General features: G+C 52.6%; 18 protein-coding genes. 11 read left to right on the top strand and 7 right to left on the bottom strand.

Annotated elements, in window-relative coordinates; all coding sequences use genetic code 11:
• Positions 1–310 precede the first annotated feature (310 nt).
• The 7 genes from BMY54_RS18265 (at position 311) to BMY54_RS18235 (ending at position 12,597) form a co-directional block, all read left to right on the top strand.
• Positions 311–1,318 (top strand): glycosyltransferase family 2 protein, encoded by a 1,008-nt coding sequence (locus BMY54_RS18265; protein ID WP_093435275.1) that lies wholly within the window; start codon positions 311–313, stop codon positions 1,316–1,318.
• 117 nt (positions 1,319–1,435) lie between these two features.
• Entirely contained in the window at positions 1,436–2,254 is an 819-nt protein-coding gene (locus BMY54_RS18260; RefSeq protein ID WP_008079795.1) for an ABC transporter permease, read from the top strand.
• On the top strand, positions 2,244–3,611 hold the full coding sequence (locus BMY54_RS18255; RefSeq protein WP_093435273.1) for an ABC transporter ATP-binding protein: 1,368 nt from the start codon (positions 2,244–2,246) through the stop codon (positions 3,609–3,611). The genes BMY54_RS18260 and BMY54_RS18255 overlap by 11 nt, the downstream gene beginning before the upstream one ends.
• A 4-nt stretch (positions 3,612–3,615) precedes the next feature.
• Complete coding sequence (locus BMY54_RS18250) at positions 3,616–8,505, top strand: glycoside hydrolase family 99-like domain-containing protein (protein ID WP_093435270.1); 4,890 nt, start codon at positions 3,616–3,618, stop codon at positions 8,503–8,505.
• Positions 8,506–8,567: 62 nt separating this feature from the next.
• Entirely contained in the window at positions 8,568–9,161 is a 594-nt protein-coding gene (cysC, locus tag BMY54_RS18245) for an adenylyl-sulfate kinase (RefSeq protein WP_093435268.1), read from the top strand.
• A complete protein-coding gene (locus tag BMY54_RS18240) occupies positions 9,158–10,537 on the top strand; it encodes an FAD/NAD(P)-binding protein (RefSeq protein ID WP_093435266.1) in 1,380 nt (459 codons plus the stop codon). Before cysC ends, BMY54_RS18240 begins: the two co-directional genes overlap by 4 nt.
• Before the next feature lie 125 nt (positions 10,538–10,662).
• A complete protein-coding gene (locus BMY54_RS18235; protein ID WP_139213415.1) occupies positions 10,663–12,597 on the top strand; it encodes a hypothetical protein in 1,935 nt (644 codons plus the stop codon).
• Between the two features lie 55 nt (positions 12,598–12,652).
• On the opposite strand, the gene BMY54_RS18230 is transcribed toward BMY54_RS18235, so the two are convergent.
• Genes BMY54_RS18230 through BMY54_RS18200 form a run of 7 tightly spaced genes read right to left on the bottom strand, consistent with a single transcriptional unit; the run spans position 12,653 to position 18,658 of the window.
• Positions 12,653–13,918, bottom strand: coding sequence for a hypothetical protein (locus BMY54_RS18230; RefSeq protein ID WP_093435261.1), 1,266 nt, complete (start codon positions 13,916–13,918; stop codon positions 12,653–12,655).
• The gene (locus tag BMY54_RS18225; RefSeq protein ID WP_093435258.1) at positions 13,899–14,393 is read right to left on the bottom strand and encodes a hypothetical protein; all 495 of its coding nucleotides are present in this window, start codon (positions 14,391–14,393) and stop codon (positions 13,899–13,901) included. The genes BMY54_RS18230 and BMY54_RS18225 overlap by 20 nt, the downstream gene beginning before the upstream one ends.
• Positions 14,394–14,422: 29 nt before the next feature.
• Positions 14,423–14,788, bottom strand: a complete 366-nt coding sequence (locus BMY54_RS18220) for a GtrA family protein (RefSeq protein WP_093435255.1) — start codon at positions 14,786–14,788, stop codon at positions 14,423–14,425.
• 15 nt (positions 14,789–14,803) lie between these two features.
• Entirely contained in the window at positions 14,804–15,745 is a 942-nt protein-coding gene (locus BMY54_RS18215; RefSeq protein WP_218189347.1) for an aldo/keto reductase, read from the bottom strand.
• A 2-nt stretch (positions 15,746–15,747) separates the two neighbouring features.
• Positions 15,748–16,485 (bottom strand): glycosyltransferase, encoded by a 738-nt coding sequence (locus tag BMY54_RS18210; RefSeq protein WP_093435252.1) that lies wholly within the window; start codon positions 16,483–16,485, stop codon positions 15,748–15,750.
• A complete protein-coding gene (locus BMY54_RS18205; RefSeq protein ID WP_175559625.1) occupies positions 16,482–17,639 on the bottom strand; it encodes an NAD(P)/FAD-dependent oxidoreductase in 1,158 nt (385 codons plus the stop codon). Before BMY54_RS18205 ends, BMY54_RS18210 begins: the two co-directional genes overlap by 4 nt.
• Complete coding sequence (locus tag BMY54_RS18200; RefSeq protein ID WP_093435247.1) at positions 17,639–18,658, bottom strand: glycosyltransferase; 1,020 nt, start codon at positions 18,656–18,658, stop codon at positions 17,639–17,641. The genes BMY54_RS18205 and BMY54_RS18200 overlap by 1 nt, the downstream gene beginning before the upstream one ends.
• A 347-nt stretch (positions 18,659–19,005) precedes the next feature.
• On the opposite strand from BMY54_RS18200, the gene BMY54_RS18195 reads away from it, so the two are divergent.
• From BMY54_RS18195 to BMY54_RS18180, 4 genes are all read left to right on the top strand, one after another.
• Entirely contained in the window at positions 19,006–20,034 is a 1,029-nt protein-coding gene (locus BMY54_RS18195) for an MraY family glycosyltransferase (RefSeq protein WP_093435244.1), read from the top strand.
• Between the two features lie 87 nt (positions 20,035–20,121).
• Complete coding sequence (locus BMY54_RS18190; protein WP_093435241.1) at positions 20,122–22,116, top strand: polysaccharide biosynthesis protein; 1,995 nt, start codon at positions 20,122–20,124, stop codon at positions 22,114–22,116.
• A gap of 110 nt (positions 22,117–22,226) precedes the next feature.
• On the top strand, positions 22,227–22,562 hold the full coding sequence (locus BMY54_RS18185) for a ComEA family DNA-binding protein (RefSeq protein WP_093435238.1): 336 nt from the start codon (positions 22,227–22,229) through the stop codon (positions 22,560–22,562).
• 215 nt (positions 22,563–22,777) lie between these two features.
• Positions 22,778–23,581 (top strand): SDR family NAD(P)-dependent oxidoreductase, encoded by an 804-nt coding sequence (locus BMY54_RS18180; RefSeq protein WP_093435235.1) that lies wholly within the window; start codon positions 22,778–22,780, stop codon positions 23,579–23,581.
• Positions 23,582–23,584: the final 3 nt, after the last annotated feature.

Genomic DNA, 23,584 nt, shown 5'->3' with positions numbered 1-23,584 from the left:
CCACCCTATTTTGCTCAAAGGCCGCTTGCTACCCTAAGCTCGCAGCGCAAGGGGGGGGCATCAGAAATATTGGAGCCATGCGCTCATTATTATCAATGTTAAAATCTCCGGGTCTGAGTCGGCGATAGGGTAGGCGTAATGTCACGGGGTTATCAAATGGCGTTGCTTCATCGTTATAATTGCAAATTTTGCGCAGCTTGGAGCAGCGTGTGAGCCTGTTTTATGTGGCTTGTTCGACTGTCCAGGTTTTCGTATCTATTGAACGAACTTGCGCAGGCAAAGTTTTATCATTTCAGCAACGGAGTGCTCGGTGGTAGCCCCCCTTTCCCCGGTTGTCCAAAACAACAGTTTGGATCGCCGCTGTATAGACGATAGTCAGCAAGATTCGGTGGCGCATTTGGGATGTGTTGCGATTCTTGTCTGTACGTTCAATGGTGAGCGCTTTTTGGCTCAACAACTGGAATCCATCGCTCGTCAAACTTACCCCCACTGGTTTGTAGTGGTCTCGGACGATGGTTCATCTGACTCGACATTGGCATTGCTTCGCGAGTTCGGTGATCGTTGGGGGCATGACAAACTATTGATTCAGCACGGCCCGGGGCGTGGTTATGCAGCCAATTTCCTCACTGTTACCTGTGATGAGTCAATTGATGCCGACTTTTATGCGTGGGCGGATCAGGACGATATCTGGCAGCAAACAAAGCTGGAAGTGGCTTTGAAGCGATTGGCGCAGGCGCCGGTCGATGTGCCCGCGCTTTACTGCGGCAGAACCGAGCTGATCGACGAGCGCGGTAATCACATTGGCCTTTCACCCTTGTTCAGCCGGCCCATGGGATTTTCCAATGCATTGGTGGAGAGCGTCGGGGGCGGCAACACGATGGTCTTCAATGACGTCGCTCGTCAGTTGTTTCAGCGAGCGGGGAGCGGGGTGGATATCGTGTCGCACGACTGGTGGGCGTACCTGCTGGTGAGCGGAAGCGGTGGACGGGTTCTTTACGATTTTTCACCGACCGTTCTTTATCGCCAGCATGACGCCAATCTGATTGGCGCGGCTTCGGGGTTGAGCGCCCAGATCGGTCGTTTGCGCATGTTGTTTCGTGGTCGTTTTCGCGGCTGGAATCAAAAGAATGTTACTGCGCTGGAGTCGAATCGACTGCAGCTCAATGAAGAAAGCAGGATGAGGCTGGATTGTTTCCAGCGGGCGCGTCGCTCACGTGGCTTGTCCCGGATCATCTGGTTACGACGATCCGGAGTGTACCGGCAATCCTTATGGGGCAATCTGGGGCTGATGCTGGCGACGCTGTTCAATGGAATTTGACACTCACGTTGCTTTGGCCCCTTTCAGGAATAATTCTGTGGTCACTCAAGTAGTCATCAAACAAGAGCGTTTGCTGGGGAAGCTGGACTCCCTCGGTTTTTTTGAGGTTTGTGCACAATGCTGAATTTTTCAACATCGCCGAAGGAGATGGTAGGCGGCATCTGGCGCAACAGAGGCCTGATCCGGGCGCTGGTGCAGCGGGAAATTGTCGGGCGCTATCGCGGATCCATCATGGGCATGCTGTGGTCGCTGTTCAATCCGATCGTCATGCTAGTGATCTATACATTCGTTTTCAGCGTCGTGTTCAAAGCCAGGTGGAGTGTAGACAGTAGCTCCAAAACCGAATTTGCCCTGATGCTGTTTGCCGGGTTGATTGTGTTCAACCTGTTTTCCGAGTGCATCAATAGAGCGCCAGGACTGATCGTCGGCAACGTCAACTATGTGAAGAAAGTAGTGTTTCCGCTGGAAATTCTCCCTTGGGTAACCTTGGGCGCTGCGATGTTCCACTTCCTTGTCAGCCTGAGCGTCTGGTTGGTTGCCTACCTGATTTTTTTCGGCAAGTTGCACCTGACAATTCTGCTGCTGCCGGTGTTTCTGGCGCCGCTGCTGATTTTTGTCATAGGCCTCGTCTGGTTCCTCGCCTCGATGGGCGTATATCTGCGAGACGTCAGTCAGATCATTGGGGTATGTACCTCGGTTCTGATGTTCCTATCGCCGATTTTCTACCCCATCACCGCGCTGCCGGAACAATACCGGCACTTGCTGTTTCTGAATCCTCTGACACCCGCGATCGAAGATACGCGAGCGTTGCTTTTCCGCGGTGAACTGCCCAGCTTCATTCACCTCGGTTTCTACTATATCGCTGCAGCTCTTGTCTTCTGGCTAGGATTTGCGTGGTTCCAAAAAACGCGTAAAGGATTTGCCGATGTCCTCTAATACAGCGATTGCCGTTAACGGTCTGAGCAAGTGTTTTCATATCTACGACAAACCGAGAGATCGGCTGCTGCAAATGTTCGCGCGCGACCGTCGGCAATACTTTCGAGAGTTCTGGGCGTTGCAGGATGTCTCCTTCACCATCAACAAGGGTGAGACGGTCGGTATTCTTGGGCGCAATGGCAGTGGTAAGTCGACGCTGCTGCAGATGATTTGCGGCACGCTCAATCAGACGCATGGTGACATCCTCACGCACGGCCGTGTGGCCGCCTTGCTAGAGTTGGGTTCTGGCTTCAACCCGGAATTCAGCGGACGTGAAAACGTTTACATGAACGCTGCGGTGCTCGGTCTTACGCGTGAAGAAACCGATGCGCGGTTTTCCGAAATCGAAGCGTTTGCCGAGATTGGCGAGTTTATCGATCAGCCAGTCAAGACCTATTCCAGCGGCATGATGGTTCGACTGGCATTTGCGGTAGCGATTAACGTTGACCCACAAATTCTGATTGTCGATGAGGCATTGTCTGTCGGCGACGAGTTGTTCCAGCGCAAGTGTTTTGCCCGCATCGAAGCGATCAAGGCCAGTGGCGCAACGATTCTGTTCGTATCGCACTCTGGCAGTGCGGTCATTGAACTGTGTACCCGCGCCATTCTTCTGGATAAAGGCGAGAAGCTTGCTGAAGGTGTGCCCAAGGTCATCGTCGGTCAGTATCAGAAGTTGCTGTACGCGCCGGCCGACAAGGTCAGTGTCATACGTGAAGAGATCAAGTCCGGCGCCCTGGAGCGACGTGAACTTGAGGCTGAGGCGAAACGCTCGGCGGTCGCCGTCGAGGCATCACAGGCCTCGGACAACGGGTTGGAGGAGTACTACGACCCGCATATCGTTTCCAAGAGCATGATGTCCTATGAATCGCACGGCGTTCTGATCAGCGATTCACGCATCCTCAATGCTGCCGGACAGCAGGTCAATTGCCTCAAGCGTGGCGACACCTATCGATATACATATCGAGTGGCATTTGCGACAGGTGCCGTAGCGGTTCGTTTCGGCATGATGATCAAGACATTGGCGGGCATCGAAATTGGTGGTGCTGCGAGTGCGGCTGGCGCCCAGGACTCTATTACGTATGTCGCCGCCGGCAGCGAAGTTCAGGCCGAGATTGCGTTCCAGTGTAACTTGAATCCGGGAACCTACTTCCTCAACTGTGGAGTAGTAGGCGTCGTGGGCGAGGGCGAAACATACCTTCACCGATTGACCGACGCATGCCTGTTTCGTGTTCTGCCGGAAACCGCGAGTACCGCCACCGGTACGGTCGATTTCAAATGTATTTCAGCTTTTACCATTTCAAGCGTTGAGCATAATTAATCTTATGGACCATAAACAAATAGTCGTCGTTCTGGGCATGCACCGAAGCGGTACGAGTGCCATTACGCGTGGTTTAAAAGTCCTTGGCGTCGACCTGGGCGATAACCTGTTGCCTGCAGAATCGGGCAATAACGAAAAAGGCTTCTTTGAAGACGCAACGATCACTGCGTACAACGAAGAGTTGCTGGCCGCTTTGGGCCACGCTTGGGATAGTCTGGTGCCGATCAGCCCTGAAGAGCTGAACTTGCCGATCACCCAAAGCCACAAGATTCGCGCCATCGAGCATCTGCGTGAGAAAGTCGCCCACATCAAGTGTTTCGGCGTAAAAGACCCGCGCATGGCGAGACTACTGCCGTTCTGGCAGGAAATCTTTGCCGAGCTGGGTCTGAAGGTCAGCTACGTGGTCGCCTTCCGTAATCCCAAGAATGTGGCTTACTCGTTGGTCAAGCGCAATGAGTTCGAAGTGGAGAAGGGCTACTTTCTCTGGCTCGAGCACATGCTGTTCAGCTTGAAGTACAGCCAGGGTGCTTCGCGGGTTTTTGTCAACTACGAGCTGATGCTTCAGGCACCTGAGCAGCAGTTGCGCCGTATTTCCGAGTCGCTGGATTTGCCGTTCGACCCGCAAGGGCCGGAGTTCCAGGAATATCAGAACAAGTTTCTCCAGCACTCGCTGCAACACAACAGCTTTACGCTGAATGAGCTCAGCAAGGATGCCAGCGTTCCTGCCGATGTTCTGAGCCTGAGCCTTGTGCTTTTGCAACTGTCGCGTGATGAGCGTGCAGATGATCAAGCCGTTGTCGATACAGTCAACGAACTCTATCAAGCAATGATCGAGCGCTTGCCGGCGTATCGCCTCATGCGTCATTTCGATGTAAGCAATACGGAACTGAATGCGCAACTGAGCCTGCAAGGCAAAAGCCTCGAAGCACTGGAAGCTGATCACAGCGCACTTGCCATTGATCTCGGAAAGCTTGAGACGAGCCACGCTGAGCTGAAGGCTGATTATTCAAAACTGAGCGATTATCGTCTCTGGCTTGAGACTCAACACGATTCTTCCAAATCGATGCTTTCCGAGTCTGAGGGATCGGTTCAGAGCCTTGAGGCTGACTTGCGTCGGTATGCGTCCGGGCGGTTTTTGCTCAAGTCACTGGTTTCGCATATTGCCGAGCGATTCGGCTTGCGGTATCGAGGTGATCATCCCGCCGAGAGCGAGCTGTTTGATGCCGAATATTATCTGAGTACCTACGAAGACGTTCGCGCCGCCGGTGTCAATCCGTTGCAGCACTATCTGGAGCAAGGTTGGCGCGAAGGTCGTGATCCTTCGGCAGGTTTTTCCACCAACGCGTACCTGAAACATTATTCGGATGTGCGACTGCGGCGTGTCAATCCGCTGATCCATTACTTGCGCCACGGATATTATGAGGGGCGGTCGATTTACGATGTCAAAGGTCGTAACTACCACCTTTCCCGTACGGTCAGCCGCCACCGCGTTGTCGTGCAGTTGTTGAATCTGGTTTCGCAACAGCCGGAGTTGCTGGGGCGCTTTGTCCGTGAAGCACGACGTGGTGGATTGCGTCATGCCTTGGCGATTGCTGCCCGCAAGCTCAAGCGCAGTCAGAAGCGACTTGCCCTGAGCCAGGTCTCCAAACAACTTGACGATGCTGCATTGACTGAGTACGAAGTACTGAAAGTCGTGCCTTACTATCTGGACCCTTATCTTCCCGAGGCTCCAAAAACTGCTTCCGCAATGGTTGCCGTTCACCTTCATTTGAGCAGTGAGCAAATGTCCGGAGACTGGCTGGGATACCTCAAGAATATCCCTGTCGAGTTCGATTTGTATGTTTCGCGGATTGGCAGTGACAATTCTAGGTTTGATGATAAACCGCTGCGCACTGCCGTGCCTCTGTTGCGCCAATTGGTTGTTGATGTCGTCCCTGAGCATGCTGGCGCTATTGCATCGCTGATTGCCCAGTTCGGTGATCGCCTCAAGGACTACGACGTTGTCGCGCACTTGCATGACGAAACCGGCAACGACGACGGTTCGGGTGTCAAAGAGCGTCTTGATCTCCTCTGCGGCTCGCCTGCCAATGTCGGCCAGATTCTGCAATTGCTCGGTGGCGACGCGAAAGTGGTTTATCCCGTCGACATCCGAGCTGAGTCTGCGGACTACCATCAGGCTGGCTGGAGTGATGCCGGAAACATGATTGCCACGGTTCTGGAAAAGTGCACGGAAGTGGACGCCAAGAGTTTCCCTGGCGCGCAATTCCCACGTGCGGGTCTGTTCTGGGCGCGGGTCGGCACGATCATTGATCTGTTACAACTGCCGTTACAGTTTGAGCATTTCGTAAATGCCGGCGACGCTGTTGCGCCGGACATGTTGAGCCGTACGCTGCAGCGCTTGGTGCTGGTTAATACAACAACCAGTGAAGGGCGTAATTATCAGCTGGAAGCGCCGCAGATTTCTCACGAGCCGCGCGACTACTACGAGCCGCAGGTTGATTACTCGGCCAGCATCAAACACGACACGGTCAAAGTACTGGCGTATTACCTGCCTCAGTTCCACCCAACGCCTGAAAATGACGAATGGCACGGAACCGGGTTTACCGAGTGGCACAAAGTTCGTTCGGCCAATCCGCTGTTCTTTGGGCATTATCAGCAACACGTTCCGCACGAGGACATCGGGTACTACCACCTCGATGGCCCGGCGCAGTTGCAGCAACAGGCTGAAATGATGCAAAAGTCCGGTGTTCATGGCCTGATTTTCTATCATTATTGGTTCACCGGCCGAATGATCCTTGAGAAGCCGGCACAGATGCTGGTGGCCAATCCCGAGATCAACATGCCGTTTGCCTTTTGCTGGGCGAATGAAAACTGGACTCGCCGTTGGGATGGCAACGAGCAGGAAATTCTGCTCGGTCAGGTTTACTCGAAAGAAGATGCGCGTGGCTTCATTCGCTATCTCATTCCGTTCTTCAAAGACGAGCGCTACATCAAAGTAGACGGGCGTCCGATGCTGCATGTGTATCGTCCGTCGTCGATCGAGCATATCGAAGAATACCTGGAAGTCTGGCGCGAAGAGTGTGAGAGCGCCGGCCTGAAGGCGCCTTACATGGTGGCGACATTGACGCGTGGTGCGACGCAGCCTCAAGATCACGGGATGGATGCTGCGGTTGAGCGGGTGCTGCACGACTGGACAGCTGACGCTGTACCAGATACTCGCAACCAGTTGCGTCCGTACTGGCCTCTGGAAGGTAACGTCATTAACTACGGTGAAGTTGCCGACCATTACATGGCACAAGATCTGGGCAAGAATTTCACCCTGTTCCGGTCTTTGGTTCCTACGTGGGATAACACCGCTCGTTACGGCAACAGAGCCTATGTGCTGAACAATTTCACTACGGAAAAATTCCAGAGGTGGATGGAGTTTTTGGTCGACTATTCCGAGCAAAACCTGGCGGAAGATCGTCGATATGTCGTCGTCAACGCATGGAATGAATGGGCCGAAGGCGCACACCTTGAACCGGATACGCGCTTCGGTTACGGCTACCTCAATTCCATCGGTCGCGCGTTGTCCGGTCAGCCGTTTGCAGCGATCAGCCATTGTGTTCCTGCCACCGATTTGAAGCTCAACGTGGCTTTGACACCCGAGGCCCTGGCTCGTCTGGACGCCGAGCCGGAATCGGCTCGCAAGTTCCTTGCTTGCCTGGCCAGTTCGAGCGTGCTGCACAACTGCTCCGTCACCGCCGACAATCCCCAGCTCCAGCAGGTATTGCAGGCGCAAGGCGTGAATACTCACGGCCACCAGCCCGCTGATGCCGAGTTCACGTTGGTGTTCAGTGACATCTGCCTGTTTCCTGCGACAGCCATCGAGTCGTTGCTGAAAATGGCGAAACGACACAAGGGCTATTCGGTGTCGGCCAGTGTGCGAAATGATCCGCTGTTCGTGCAGGGGGAGGGGACTGTCAATCTCAGCATCGATGCAAGTCAGGTGGCTTGCATGGAATTGCAACTGACGGCTCCGGCAGTCGGGTACAAAGTATGTTGTGAGGCCGCCTGTTTCAGTCTTCTGCCGGAGAGCGGCATCCAGGGCGCAGCGCTCGATACGGTATCGACTATCGTGCGTTACCACCGTCGTGGCGACCGCGCTTCGCTGATCAATGCGCTGCTGTCGTTGATTGCCCAGTCCGGTTGCCGAGTGCTGCCGGTGCTGGCTATTCAGGATATGGATGACGAAGAAATTGCGCTGCTGCAGGCGCAACTTGATCAACTGCCGTGGAGCGAGCATTGCGCGCCGCTGATTCGTCGTTACTTCTCTACAGAGCAAGCCCCGGATCTGCGTTCGCTGATGCTGAACGATGCACTGAAAGCTGTTGGCAGTGGTTATGCGGCATTTCTTGATTACGACGACATGTTGTTTCCGTGGGCTTACAGCTCACAGATCGAGCAACTCAAGTCCAGCGGCAAGAACGCAACCTTTGCGCGGGTTTACTCCACAATGGTGGATTCGGTGACCGGTTGTATTATCAAGCGCGATAAAATTTATGACTACGGTGAAACCTATCGCGATTTCATCGAGCATAACCATGCACCGCTGCACAGTTTCCTGCTGGATCTTGATCAGTGCGATCTGCAAGCCATCACTTACTTCGATGATATGAAGTACATGGAAGACTACTATCTGACGATGCAGTTGTTCACTCGCGACGGCACCGATTGGGCGTCGCTGCGCACGTGTGACTTTATCGGTGATTACATTCACCGAATTGGCTGCGACACGCATACGCTTGCACTGACTGACGAGCAACAGCGTCTCGACTTGCTCAGTAGTGAGTCTTATCGCATTTGCGAGGCCCGCATCAAGGCCTTGCGTGATCGTCTACTGCCCCACGTGTAGTGCAGGAGGCCCGCCAGTTCGCTGGCGGGCCTTGATCGTCTGATTGGAATAAGGTTAATCGAATGAGTAAGGATCTGGTTTTTCACACCACGGCCATCAGTGCCTCGGCGAGAGCTCAGGTGAAAGGGCAAAAACCGGCAGTGATCTGGCTTACGGGTTTGAGTGGGGCGGGCAAATCCACGATCGCCAACGCGTTGGAGCAAGCACTGGTTGCCAAGGCCAGGCATACCTTTTTGCTGGATGGCGACAACTTGCGCATGGGCTTGTGCAAGGACCTTGGTTTTACCGATGCTGATCGCGTTGAGAACATTCGCCGCGTCGCGGAAGTTTCGAAATTGCTCATTGATGCTGGACTGATCGTGATCACGGCATTTATTTCCCCCTTTCACCGTGATCGCGCGATGGCGCGCGATGTGATCGGAAATGACGCGTTTGTCGAAGTGTTTATCGACACCTCTTTGGAAGAGTGTGAGCGCCGCGACCCCAAGGGGCTCTACGGCAAGGCCAGAGCCGGACAGATAAAGAACTTCACCGGGATCGATTCCGCCTATGAGGCGCCCACGGATCCGCATATCCGGATCAACACCGTGACCGAGGACTTGTCCGAGTCCATCGCCAGAGTGCTGGATTACCTGGATAAAAGGTTCGGTCAATGAAAACCCTCGTCATCATTGGCGCTGGTTTCAGTGGCGCAGTCACGGCCACGCAGTTTTTACGGCGCAGCCCGGCCGATGTGCGAGTCGTGTTGATCAATCGCTCTGGAACCATGGCGCGAGGATTGGCTTACGGTACGAACAGTTCGCTGCACCTGCTCAATGTGCCGGCCGGCAATATGAGTGCGGATGTCGATGATCCGGAACATTTTCTACGCTACTGTCAGGCAAAAGACCCCGCTTATACGGCGTCGTCATTTGTTCCGCGCAAGATCTATGGGGAATACCTGACTTCAGTTCTGGACGATGCAGAGAGGCGTTGTGCAAGTGGAGTAACGCTGGAACGTATCGTGGCGGAGGTTCGCAGTCTGCAACCTCGAAAGACGGGCGCGGTTGTCGAACTGGCTAACGGGCAGTACATCGATGCAGATCAGGTGGTACTGGCCTTCGGTAATTTCTCACCGCTCGATCCTCCTGGATTCTGCTCGTCGATGAGGGGTGACCGTTATCAGTCTGATCCGTGGGCAGCGGGTGCAACGCAATCCAAAGACCCGAATCGGGCTGTGTTGCTAGTGGGCACCGGGCTCACGGCACTGGATGTGTCACTGGGTCTGCTGCAAAACGGACATAAAGGCCCTATCTATATGGTTTCCCGGCGAGGGCTTCGGCCCTTGCCTCATCGCCCGAAGCGAACGACTGATGAAGTCCCCGCCGATTTCGTCGAGCGACTTCTGCAAGCACCGCCTTCGGTACGTGGCTACTTGCAATTGATTCGACGTGAGATCAGCGCCAAGCGTAATGATGGGCTGGATTGGCGTGACTGGGTGGCGGCCCTGCGCCCGATAACTTCTGACCTGTGGCTTCGATTGCCGCTCACCGAGCGCCGACGCTTCTTGCGTCATCTCCAGCCGTATTGGGATGTTCACCGTCATCGGGTCGCGCCAGCGGCCTATCAGCGTTTTGAAGAAGCGTTGAGCGCCGGACAAGTCCGATTCCTTGCAGGCCGTATCAAAAGCGTTGAGACGGGTTTCGATCATTTGCGTATAGGAATTCAACGACGCAACGAACAAGCCTTCGAACAGCTAGACGTCGAGCAGGTTATTAATTGCACAGGCCCGACTACCAACTTGCATCGTGTCAAGGATCCCCTGATTCAACAGCTGTGCGCCGACGGTGTCATACAGGTTGATGTACTTGGCTTGGGTTTGTGTGTCAACGAGCAACTGGCAGTCAAAAATACTTCAGGTGTTTGTTCCTCATGGCTGTATTACGTAGGCCCAATGTTGAAAGCCGATTATTGGGAAGCAACCGCTGTTCCGGAATTGCGTCAGTATTCTAAAAAACTCGCGGTCGATCTGGTCGGGAATATTGGCGAGTGATGTCGTCGGAACCGCCCTTGGCGGGCGGTTCCGAACAGTCGTCCTTGAAGAACTTTTCAGATCGTCATTTGAGTTTCGCCATTAGGCTGGCTTGAATCGAAAAATAAATGCTGGGCAGAGGGTTTATGAGATTTCCAACTTTAAAGTGCCTGGCAAGGGCATTACTTTTTTATTGTGCGGCACTGATTTTTTCTTTGATGCTGGTTTTTGGCTTGGGCGCAGTTCATAAAGACACTATTGTTTTTTTTGCAGAAACCAATAAGCCTGAATTCATGCAGCTGTATTTTCCCGTCTTCAAGGATGATTCGATTTATCCATCCTATTCGGCTGAGAATAGTGAGCGGGTTGCATACGAGGGGAAACCGGGGCTCGGCATAGGCTTGACGTTGCCGGATGGCGCAATCAAGTCACTCAGGGTTGATCCTGCCGACAGTTTAGTCAATATGACGATAAAAAGTGTTCAGCTCAACTATCTTTTTTCCACTGTGACGTTAACTCCGACAGAGTTGCTGGCGCGAATTATCCCGTTGCAAGGCGTCGACAAAGTTGAAGTTGTAGGCGACGTACTTGTGATAAGCGCCACGGCTCCAGATCCACAGTTTGAGCTATCAATATTTAAGCCTGGCCGAGAGGTCAATTATAAAAGGTTGCTGTTGCTTAGTTTTGCCAGTTCGTTGGTCTTTGCCGGACTGTTTTTTGCACTGGCAAAAGGTGTTGTTCAAGGTTTACTGAAGATAGCTCCGGGTTTCTTCGTGCCCGTCAGTGTCACGTTACTGATAAGCTGGATGTTTTATCCAGGGTTTATGACATTTGATACATTTCATGCGCTTGAAGGAGCTAGAAGTGGCGTAGTGGATTCGACCTGGCCTCCCGTTGTAAGTTATGTCTGGCGTGTTGTTGATATTGTTTCGCGTGGCCCTGTAGCAATGTTGTTTTCACAATTGCTGCTTTTACTGGGGGCGGTTTACTATGTGATGTACTATTTTCTGAGAAGGCATACGCTTTCGACGGCATTCTTCCTGCTTTATCTGATTGTTCCAGTTGTGATTGGTACCATTGCTGCGATATGGAAAGATGTGCTGATGGCTTCTTTCTTTGTGGCGGCTTTTGCAGTCATGCTTGCAATGAAAGAGCCCAGGTCGCGTCCAAGTTTATTTTTTCTATTTGGGGTCTCTATATTTCTTGTGTTTTTAGCTGTCTGTACTCGGCATAATGCAATCACCGCTGCTGTGCCTTTGCTGTTCTACTCAGTATGGATTTTCAGCAAGCGTTCTCCCTCAGGACCAAGCTCTTTGGCCTTCGTGATTGTATCGGGCCTGATATTGAGTGGAGCGGTTTATACTGTAAAAATACAATTTGACAGGTATTCGGTACCCGAGTTTCGAGAAATAAAGGGTGCGACCAAACTCATTCGTATTACTAGGGTGATGGACATTGCAGGCGCAAGTATATGTGCTGAGAAGAACTTGTTTGAAAGTATTGCGCCGACGCTTGCGTTGTCTGAGATCAAGGCTGGCTATGACCCAAGGCATTCCAATTTATCACCAGGTCTATTCTCAAAATTACCCTTCGATGAAAGTGTTGATACCCTCTGGTTTTCCGTAGTCAAGGAGTATCCGGTCTGTATTGGCTATAATAAGTTAATGCTTGCAAAGTTTCTCGTGGGGGGGAACTCAGGGGAGCCATTCCTCGTAGTGACGCCGCAGGTTGATTCCAATAAATACGGTTATAGTCTCCCGAGTTCGAGTGTGCGTGAAGAAGTTGTGCAGTATGTGCTGACGGCCTCGAAGCTTTTCATATTTAAACCCTGGTGCCTGTATTTGATTTCGATCCTGCTGTTCATGTTGTTAGTAGCCTTGAAAAAAGTCAGCGTAGAAATTGTAGTAGTGTATTTGTCCGCAGGCTTCTATTTTGCAGGTCTTGCTCTATTTGGAAATGCGGCTGACGCTCGTTTACTGTTTTATACAAACACGATGAGTGTGCTCGGTATCGTATTGATTACCGCTCAATTAGCAGGATTTCACTTGAGGAAGACGGCGCTGGCAAGTACGGGAAGTTGACCTGGCAGGCGAGCGTGGCAATCAGGGGACGCTCGCCTTCGGGTACTCTGAAGATCTAGTTGGATAGCACTTTGCAAGTCAAAGGCTTGTGCTGATTTGGCCATGTTACATTTCTGAGTAACAAGCAAATAAGCATGAGGCTGATGATATCGCCAACGAGCAGAACCCTGTATCCAGACTCATAAGCTGTTGGTGAGAGACCTACGACAGCAGTTACGCCGGTATGCAATAGAAGTAGAAGTGTTCCTATATAAAAACTGCTGTTTGTCGCCAAGCTTCTTTTCATCAGGTAAGTAGCACTGATCAATGAGCTGATCGAAAGTGCGTACGAAAAGAAATAAGTCAGACCAAATCCGGAGTTCAAGTTTCTTATTGAATAGTAATCATCGTTGCCGGTTGTGAATAAAAAGGAAAGGATGCTGCCTTGGAAAATTCCGCCAATGGTCAATATCAGCGCAGTGCGTTTTAATTCGAAAGTCTTTCCCATGGTTAACAAAACAAGTAGCAGTGCGATGATCTTCGGGTACAGGTTCATCGGGTCAATGTAGTGGGCGTTGAATATATCGAATCCATTCAAAGCCTTTCTGATAAAAGAATATTCGGTGAATTCCGGCATGTACACTGCTTCCGTTGTCAAGCGTAAATAGTTACCTGGGGCAGTGATTAGAAGTGCAAAGCCCGCAATAACGATCAAGGCCAAGAGAGCTCTGAAGGTTGCCTGGTTTCTCCGATCCCAAATGAGCGACGTTGCAAACACTGCAATCATCGAAATTCCGACTTGTTCAGATTGCGATGCAATGAACGCCAATGGGATCGCGAGTATTTTCTCAGGTGTCGAAAAAGATGATGGTTTTACGAATAATGCGGATGCAAAAAGCCCGCAAGCAACTGGTAGTAAATAATTATAAAAACCGGTTACGTAAAAGACCGTCGTGTCTAGAATGGGGTGGCTGATTATTAAAACTCCGAACATGCACAACGGTATCCCATAGGCGAAGTCGATCTTGTCCGAAAAAAACGATTTCCATATGGAGTAGGCGCTAAGGAGTAGAAAAGAAGGAATCGCCAGCTTCCAGAATGCTGGGGTGGCAATGGTTTCGTACATGATGCCTTCAATTGCTATTCGGCCTGTCCAAGTGTAGTAGCGCTCCAGCAAATAGCTGAGCGAAGATGCTCCAGATGTTGCGGCTGTCAGGAACTTGGAGTCGTCGGAGAAGGTGTTGATGCTCAGTGTGAGGTAAAAACTCACGTAGAGTGCTAATAGAAACAAACCAAACAGAATTGTTTTGTTGTTCGATGGATCATTTTCCGGTGCAGACATTTGCGCCTCCGTAATGCATTACGCCTTTAGAGTCTTCGACATATAATTCCAGTGACTTTCCATAATACGCCTGAAGGTTGCGGCGAATGCCTGTGGCGTGAAAGCCATGCAAGTGGAAGTCGCTCTTTATTTTGAGGAAGTCACTGACATCTTTTCTGTAGATGCGACGCGTGAGCAGCTTTATTGCTCCACCATCTCCGCGGGCGTACAGATGGATTTTGATTGTGTTATCGGGAAGGTCGAGGAGCGCCCATCCGCTGGCGGAAATCCAGAATGCACCTATTTCGCAGGTGTCGAAGTTTGCTTTGAGTTCGGGTATGTAGTTTTCTTGAAGGGGTAGTTTTGTAGTTTTCGTAGTGTTGTTGGCGGAGAATAATATGACGCCTGCAAGTACAGAGGAAATCAAGGCGAGGCCATAAGCTAGCCCCCACCGATTGATCGGCTTATTGATTTTGAATGAAAGATACTTTGGCACTTCGGATCCTCGTCAATATGGCCGGCATATTATTTGTTGAAAACAAATTTTTTATTTAATAAATAAAACGCAATCGTGTAAGAAATCATCGCAAATATTTGTGCAATTTCTGCATCGATGCCCAACCACCGATAGCCCGCCAGAAGTACCAATTGGTTGATTGCGAACGAGATGCTGAACGCCACAATGAACTTCGGAATAGTACTTCGATCAGTGGTCGATTGATTGAACACAAATGTTTTATTGAGTACGAATGCTGCGATCAGGGCTATCACGTAGCCAATGGCGTTGGCATAGGACGGATTCATGTCAAAGAACGTGACCAGCAGCAGGAAGACGCCGTAGCCGATAGCCGTGTTGGCGACTCCTGCAAATATGTATTTAAGCGCTTGCATTGTCAGCGAGTCTTCCTAGTCGGACGGTAGTTCTTCGAACAGTTGAGTGAAGATTTTCTGTCCTTTGCTTTTCTCTGCTAGCGCTTGTAATGATTTCCAATAGGTGAGGGTGCTGTCCAATTGATCTGTGTTTCTCGGGCCAATGACGATTCCCGACAGGGCGGGGTTCACAAATGAGGCGGCGAGGGCGAGTTCGTTGAGGGTTGTCGGCCTGGGTTCGAATTCGTGCGGTGCGTTGATGAAGTCGACAAGCTTTTCTGTAAACGCTTGGGGAATGTTGATGTTGCGCAATTCCATCGAGCTGTTTGTTTTGGACACTTCAGTTTTCAGGCCGCCCAGATTAATGCCATAGGCCAGGTATTTTGCATCAGGAAACCACGCTTCGTAGGAAGAGCGAGCGGCATGGGTCTTGAAGTTTTCCTTGACCTGGATAATCCATTTTTGCGACAGCGACGGATTGGCCTTGTAATACGCCTCTGGATGCCTGATGCCGGAAAGCCCGATAGCAAGACCCTGCTGTTCAAGCTTGTACATGGCCTCGACCGTCTGTGCGACTGTTGCGCCGTGCACATCATCATCCGAGCGGTTGTCCCAGTGGATTGAGACGCACGAAAGTGCCGAGCCAAACTGCCCCATCAGAATATCGGATGCACGAGCAATGTCATCGGGCGCCAGATGGACGTCTGGCGACCCCATATTGTCTCTCGAGCCGATTTTTACCGTCAGTGCGAGGTTTGAGTCAGCGTTGTGCTCAGCCCAGTCAGCGAGCCAGCGAACAGCCAGACCGAAGTCCTCCGAGCGCTTGTTGATAGGGTAGTTCGTTGCGGTGTCGACCATTGTGCCGCCACTGAGCAAAAACTGCTCAAGCAAATGGTAAGCGTGATCGCGTTCTATCCCCCAGCCCCATAGCGCGGTGCCGAGTACCAACTGCTTTTCGCTTGGCGTGAGTATTGGCATGTTCAGGCTTCACGTTGTGAGTTTTTGAGGCGTTGGCGTAGAGAGGCCATGGCCTTGAGATACTCGATGGTCAGTTTGAGAACCTTCACTTTCGAGTTCGGATCGTCGGTCCAGGTGACTGGCAGATCCATCACACGGTATTTCAAGTGTTCGCCGGTGATCAGCACTTCGGTTGCAAAGAACCATCCGTCGCTATTGGCGCCTGTGTGCATCAGCGGCGCCAGGACCTTTCGCTGAAGAAACTTGAATCCGCACATGCCATCGCTGAAGGAGGTGCGGAAAATAAGTTTGACGATGAGGTTGAAGCCGAAACTTGTGACGTTTCTGAGGGGCTTTCTGCCAATGACTTTAGCGCCCTTCGCAAGCCGCGATCCGGTCACGATATCGGCCTTGTTTGCTTTCAGTGCCTCCAGTGCCGGGCGCAGGTGGCTCAGGTCGGTAGCTAGGTCCAGGTCCATGTAGCCGACGATTTCGGCGCTCGATTGCGACCAGGATGCTTTAAGTGCCCGGCCAACGCCACGCTGCTCAAGGCGAAGGTAACGAACATCCGGGAGGGTTTTTTCCAGTTCCAGGGCAATCTCTTGGGTACGATCGGTGGAACCGTTGTCCGCCAAGACGATACGAACAGTACCAATGTCGCTCAAGTTACTTTGAATATAGTTGTGTGTTTTGAGGACTTGTTCCGCCAGCGTCGACTCTTCGTTCAAAATGGGGATGGTGATTTCAATCAACGAATTCATGGTAGTTGCTCAGAAGAAGAGGAGGGCGTGCAGGAGAGGTTTTCAGTATCGAGCTTTTCCAGCACGTCATAAATATTGTCGATCTTTCCGCCCAGGATGGAGTAACAACCTGGAAGCGTTTCGTGTTTCTCGAACAAAATGGGTCGACCATCGTCGCCCTCGTTTTTGGTGAGGATTGTTTTGACTTCGAAAAGCGAATCGACGTATTTGGAGTCCATGACTGAAGGCAGGTAGCGACCAATGTCGCGGATCATTCGATCTACGCGAGTGTCCCTTTTATAGTTGTCCAGTTTTTGATAAGGGTTGGAGCCAGGTTCGTCGGACCAGTGCATATGCGGGGTGTAGCGAACATGCGATACGGTATGCAAGCCGCGCGCTGGGAAGGGCATGACTGAGAAGAAGGGGCCATCCATCACGGTAATACCCAGATCGCAAAGTGCGGGTGGCATCTGCATCAGCGCCATTTCAGTGATTTCTTGCTTGAGTGCAGTGCGCGTGCCGGGAAAGTCGCCGCCAAACTGATTCAGGCCACTGTAGGTGCAGTTGAACACGTATCGAGCACTGAGTTGTTCCGGTTCTTTGCCGTCGCCAGTGAGTGTTACATTCAGCGACTGATTCGGGCTGTTGCTGATGGCCACCGCCTGGGTGTTCAGACGGATATTGACGCCGCTTTCCAGCAGTTCACGCAACGCCCACTTGGCCAGTTGAGTTGAATCGAACGCATACTCTTCAACCAGATAAACCTCTTCGATCAGGCGAGGTTCAAACAAGGCTCGAAGCGCTGGGCTGGCGAGTTCTATTTTTGCGCCGATTTCTCGATAAAAGCGCTCGAACTGATTCGCCGTGACTTTCGAGTTACGTCGGGCGATGGCGTACAGTTTGGTGAAATCCTGTTTCACCGCATCGGGCCAGTCTTGAACGAATTTCGGCAGGTTGATGCGACTGCGATAAGCGGTGGTGAAGCTGCGCGGATAGTGATAGCCGTTGTGAACACGTGCCTGGTTATTATAGGAGGCACGGCTCAGCAATGACGACTCACGCTCTATAAGAGTGACTCGCTTCATGCCGCGTTGCTTCGCCAGGTAGACTGCGATCGCCGCGCCGTAAAACCCTCCTCCGATAATCACCGCGTCCTGCATGTTGGTCGTCGGCATCACACAACTCGGCCAGAAGTAGGCAACGGTGCTTCAGGCGACGCTACTTCCTCGATGTTCAGTTTTTCTCGACGGGTAATCCGTGCACTGGTGAATTCCTGGGCAATATGGTAGAGCGGTCCTTCATTGGAAAGACTGGTCATGTGCAGGATGTACTCACCCAATACCAACAGCACCAGCGAAATCAGGAAGAACATCCCGGACTGTTGTAAGGAAAGACTGATCCAGCCGGGCGCAATATCCGCTTTCAGGAAACCGCTGGCGACCACATAAAAACAGTAGATGAGATTCGCTACAGCCCCGAAGAGTGAAAGTGAAGTAACCAGGCGCATCGGAGCACGCGTAGTCGACACCAATAACAACATGCCGCGATCAATACTTTCGCGAAGTCGTTTTCTTTGCGTGACGCGGGGGCTGGAACTGTAGTTCAGATTGGCGCGGGCAAAGCCGCCTGTAGCAGGCAGGTGGCGGTAAGTAACCGACGGCTGCGGATGTTGAAGAATAAAATTGACCACCCGTTTGCTGAGCACCCGGTACTGAGGCGCATCGGTGGCGAGATGAATGCCGTTGAACGATTTGTAGACTTTGTTGAAAACGGAGTAAGCGACCTCATAAGCGAAGCTTTGAGGGGGGTTCTGTTTGTTTTTAGCAAAAACCACGTCTGCACCGCTGACCGCTTTGTCGAGCATTTCAGGTAGAAAAGCGATGTCATCAACGAGTGGGTCGATCACCGCGACGAAATCACCCAAGGCATTCTCCAGACCTGCCCACGATGCGGTGTCGGCATCGACTTCTTTAGTCAAGGCATAAACTTGCAAGTTTGGCAGGCCATTTTCAGCAGTCAGGCTTTTTAATATGGATATGCTGTCATCGTCAGACGCATTGTCGACAACAATGAGTTCATAGTCACTTACCAGTGTCGACATCCGTTCGACTGCGTCTGCCAGGATACTTCCAAGATGGTTTGATTGGTTGCGAACGACGAAAACAACCGAAAGAAATACCGGAAAAAATACCATTTAGAGTTCCTCGAGACGTCAGCCGCAGGCTGTCGCCCATAATTTCAAAAAAAAGCGCGTAATCTTAATCTGCACGGTAGGTGGCGTCACCCTTTTCGTGGCTGGCATTTCGCAGGAAAATCTATAAGAAAGCCCGCTGGCTGCGTCTTGCATCGAACCGCTGCCGTTCGTTCAGCGAGCAATTCGTCGTGTATCCTTAGCTATTTTTACCGGCTGGGTCCGCTTTATACGCATCAATTGGCGATAGCGGCGACGCGTCGGAAGAAATTTTTATTGCCTCACCATCAGACTTGGACGGTGGGTCGGTAGTGCGTTTGACCGCTTTTTACTTCGGAGTGATGTACTTAATGATTTTCTGGTGGCTCATGCCCGCAATCTGCGTTCTTTCGTTCGCAATGACCGCAGGCCTTCGCCGATATGCGCTGGCACGCAGCATGCTCGACGTACCCAATGATCGCAGCTCACACACTATGCCTACACCACGGGGTGGTGGCGTTTCGATCGTACTGACGTTTTTATGTGCTTTGTTGGCGCTTTGGTCAACGGGCGTAATCGGTGTTGATTTTTTTCTCGGCGCTGCCGGTGCGGGCGGGTTGGTGGCTCTGATCGGGTTCATGGATGACCATGGTCATATTGCCGCTCGCTGGCGTCTGCTCGGGCATTTTGGTGCGGCCGTCTGGGTACTGGTCTGGACCGGAGGGCTAGCGCCTGTCACCTTGTTTGGATCGAGCTTTGATCTGGGATGGATTGGGCACATTTTCGCGCTGTTCTATCTGGTATGGATGTTGAATCTGTACAACTTCATGGACGGAATCGACGGCCTGGCAAGTGTCGAGGCGATCAGTGTCTGCGGCTCGGTCTGTCTTCTTTACTGGTTGAGCGGTCAGCAAAGCCTTGTCTGGGCTCCTTTGCTGCTGAGCATGGCAGTCCTGGGATTTCTACTGTGGAATTTTCCCCCGGCGAAAATCTTCATGGGGGATGCGGGAAGCGGGTTTCTCGGCGTGATCCTGGGTGTACTGTCGTTGCAGGCGACGGCAATAAATCCGGATTTCCTTTGGGGCTGGCTTATCTTGCTAGGCGTGTTCATCGTTGACGCCACGTTCACTTTACTTCGCCGGTTGTTGCGGGGCGACAAGGTGTACGAAGCCCATAGAAGTCATGCTTATCAGTATGCGTCGCGTCGATATGGGCGCCATTTGCCGGTGACGTCTGCGGTCGCTCTGATCAATGTGTTGTGGTTGCTGCCGATAGCACTTTGCGTAGTCGTCTGGGGGCTGGACGGAGGGGTGGGGCTGGTAATCGCGTATATTCCCTTATTGGTGCTGGCGGTAAAGTTCCATGCTGGAGAACTAGAGGTTAAAGGCTCAGGACGTTGATCGTCAGACAAGTTCTGTGTGGGTTGTAATTTTTACGTACAATGCAGGCGGATTAAGTGGGTTAACGCGCCGGGTCGGTTGAGGTTTATGGATAAATTACGCGCCTTTTTGCTGGGCTTGCCACGCAGGCAGAAACGACTGATTCAAGTAGCCACAGATGTTTTTCTGGTCTGGGGCGCGCTCTGGCTCGCCTTTATCGTCCGACTCGGCATCGACGATATGTATAACCCGCTGAGGGCGCATTTCTGGCTGTTTGTCAGCGCTCCAATTATCGCTATTCCTCTGTTTGTTCGTTTCGGCATGTACCGTGCCGTCATGCGCTACTTCGGCAACGATGCGCTGATTGCGATTGTCAAAGCTGTCAGTCTCTCTTCGCTGATCCTGGCGCTGGTGGTCTATTGGTACAGCAATCATGAAGCAGTTGTTCCGCGATCGATCATTTTCAACTATTGGTGGCTCAGTCTCGTCATTATCGGCGGCTTGCGCCTGTGCATGCGCCAGTACTTCATGGGCGACTGGTTCACGGCGGCTCAGCATGTGCCCTTCACCAACCGTGAAGACGGGCTGACCAAAGTCGCCATTTACGGTGCGGGTGTTGCTGGCAATCAGCTCGTCGCAGCGTTGCGAATGGGGCGAGTAATGCGCCCGGTCGCGTTCATTGATGATGACGCGAGTATCGCCGATCGTTCGATTTCCGGCCTGCAGGTTTACAAACCCCAACACATCCAGCAAATGATCGATGTGACCGGTGCGCAGGAGATTCTTCTGGCGCTGCCGTCATCGACCCGCGCGCGTCGCCGCGAGATTCTGAATCTGCTGGAAGGCTTCCCGCTCCATGTACGCAGTGTTCCGAACTTCACTGATCTGGCCAGCGGCCGTGTCAGGGTTGAAGACATTCAGGAAGTCGATATTGCCGATTTGCTGGGGCGCGATGCCGTGCCGGCGCAACCTGATCTGCTGGCGCATTGCATCAAAGGAAAGGTCGTCATGGTCACGGGGGCTGGCGGCTCCATCGGCTCGGAATTGTGTCGGCAGATTTTTGCCTTGGGCCCGACCACGCTGATTCTGTTCGAACACAGTGAATTCAATCTCTACAGTATTTTGTCCGAGCTGGAACAACGCGGCAGCCGCGAGTCGGTGCCAGTGCGGTTGTTGCCGATTCTGGGGTCCATTCGCCATCAGGAAAAGCTCCTGGATGTGATGAAAACCTGGCAGGTCGATACCGTTTATCACGCTGCGGCCTATAAACATGTGCCGATGGTCGAGCACAATATTGCCGAAGGTGTGCTCAATAACGTAATCGGAACACTCAACACTGCTCAGGCTGCCTTGCAGTCCGGCGTGTCCAATTTCGTCTTGATTTCGACGGACAAGGCGGTTCGCCCGACCAACATCATGGGCAGTACCAAACGCCTGGCCGAACTGACCCTTCAGGCGCTCAGCCGTGAGGTCGCCCCTGTGATGTTCGGTGACAAGGCCAATGTCTCACGCGTCAACAAAACCCGTTTCACCATGGTGCGGTTCGGCAATGTGCTGGGCTCGTCAGGCTCGGTCATTCCGTTGTTTCACAGCCAGATCAAGTCCGGTGGCCCGCTGACGGTCACCCATCCGAAAATCACGCGCTACTTCATGACCATCCCCGAAGCCGCGCAACTGGTTATTCAGGCCGGTTCGATGGGCCAGGGTGGCGATGTGTTTGTGCTGGACATGGGCGAGCCGGTGAAAATCGTCGAACTGGCAGAGAAGATGATCCACTTGTCCGGTTTGAGTATTCGTTCCGATCGCAATCCGCAGGGCGACATCTCCATCGAGTTCACGGGGTTGCGTCCAGGTGAAAAGCTCTATGAAGAGCTGTTGATCGGAGACAACGTTGCTGCAACACCACATCCGATGATCATGACGGCCAATGAGGATCATCTACCTTGGGAAGTGTTAAAGGTTAGGTTGGCCAGTTTGTTGGCGGCGGTTGATGAGGATGATTACTCGCGCGTTCGCCAGTTATTGCGCGAAACCGTCAGCGGCTATACCCCCGATGGCGAGATCGTCGACTGGATCTACCAGCAGCGTCGTCTCGAACCCTGATTGTTTCACATTCTGTAACGCACGCATTTTTGACATCCCTCCACCATGACCTAAGTTTGGAGAGCAGCTTCGGAAAAGCTGCTTTCTCAAACGATGATGGAGCGTCACTAATGCGTACCGGTTACTTCTATTCTCTGATCTTTGCTTTCCTCACCAGCGCCTCGATCGCCGCTATTGCCGCGCCTGTTGCGCCAGCGGAGTCACCCAAGGCGCCGTTGGTGATGGAGACAACTGCACCTTCCCAAAGCGCAAAAGTCGACCTCAACGATGCCGATGCGGCAACGCTGCAAAAGGAGCTGGCGGGAGTCGGAGAGGCCAAGGCCAAAGCGATTGTTGCCTATCGTGAAACAAACGGGCCGTTTGCGTCGGTGGATGAGTTGCTGGAAGTGAAGGGTATCGGTAAGGCGATTCTGGATCGCAATCGCGACAAGCTGGAAGTCAACTAAGCTGAGTGTTCAAAGCCAAGAGGCCGGTCATTGACCGGCCTTTTTTACTTGCGCAGCGCATGGCTGCGGGTAGTGGAAGAGAGGGCAGTCGTCCGACGATTTAAAATTACGGCTATCATATTGCGTTTGGATTATGCCTATAATAATTCGCCGATGCGTCGAGCCAGCAGGTTTCATCGGCAACTCCCGTCATCAAGCATTCCAGGAGCATTCTCATGAATTCCGCACAATCCCAAGGTACTGCTCTGGTTACCGGCGCATCGTCCGGTATCGGTGCGATTTACGCTCAGCGCCTGGCGGCGCGTGGTTTTGATCTGCTGCTGGTTGCCCGTGACAAGGATCGTCTGGAAAGTGCTGCGAGCCAGTTGCGTGATGCCCATGGCGTCCAGGTTGAAGTGCTCAAGGCCGATCTGACGCAGAAGGATGACGTGCTCAAACTCGAACAACGTCTGCGCAGCGATTCCAGCATCAGTCTGCTGGTGAATAACGCCGGTGTGGCGGCGGACGGTTTGCTGGCCAACGCTGATATGGACCAGTTGGAGCGGTTGATCCAGCTGAACATCACCGCCGTCACCCGCCTGGCCTCGGCGGCAGCCGCCAGTTTCGCCAAGGCCGGTCGTGGCACGATCATCAATATCGCCTCGGTGGTGGCGTTGTTTCCGGAGCGCTTCAACGCTACCTACAGCGCCAGCAAAGCTTATGTACTGAGCCTGACCCAGTCGCTGAACACTGAACTCGAAGGCACCGGCGTGCAGATCCAGGCCGTGCTGCCGGGTGTGACCCGCACCGAAATCTGGGAGCGTTCCGGTATCGATGCCAGTGGCATTCCGGCAGAAATGGTCATGGAGGCGGGCGAGATGGTTGATGCGGCGCTGGCCGGTCTGGATCAGGGCGAGTTGATCACCATTCCTTCGCTGCCTGACGCAGGCGAATGGCACGCCTTTGTTGCGGCTCGCCATGTCATGGCGCCGAACCTTTCCCGCAGTGCTGCAGCGCAACGCTATAAGTCCGGCAATTGAATT

Source organism: Pseudomonas sp. ok266 (assembly GCF_900110195.1).
Lineage (GTDB): Bacteria > Pseudomonadota > Gammaproteobacteria > Pseudomonadales > Pseudomonadaceae > Aquipseudomonas > Aquipseudomonas neuropathica.
Note: the sequence above shows the minus strand (reverse complement) of the source record. Positions and strands in the feature narration are given on the sequence as shown.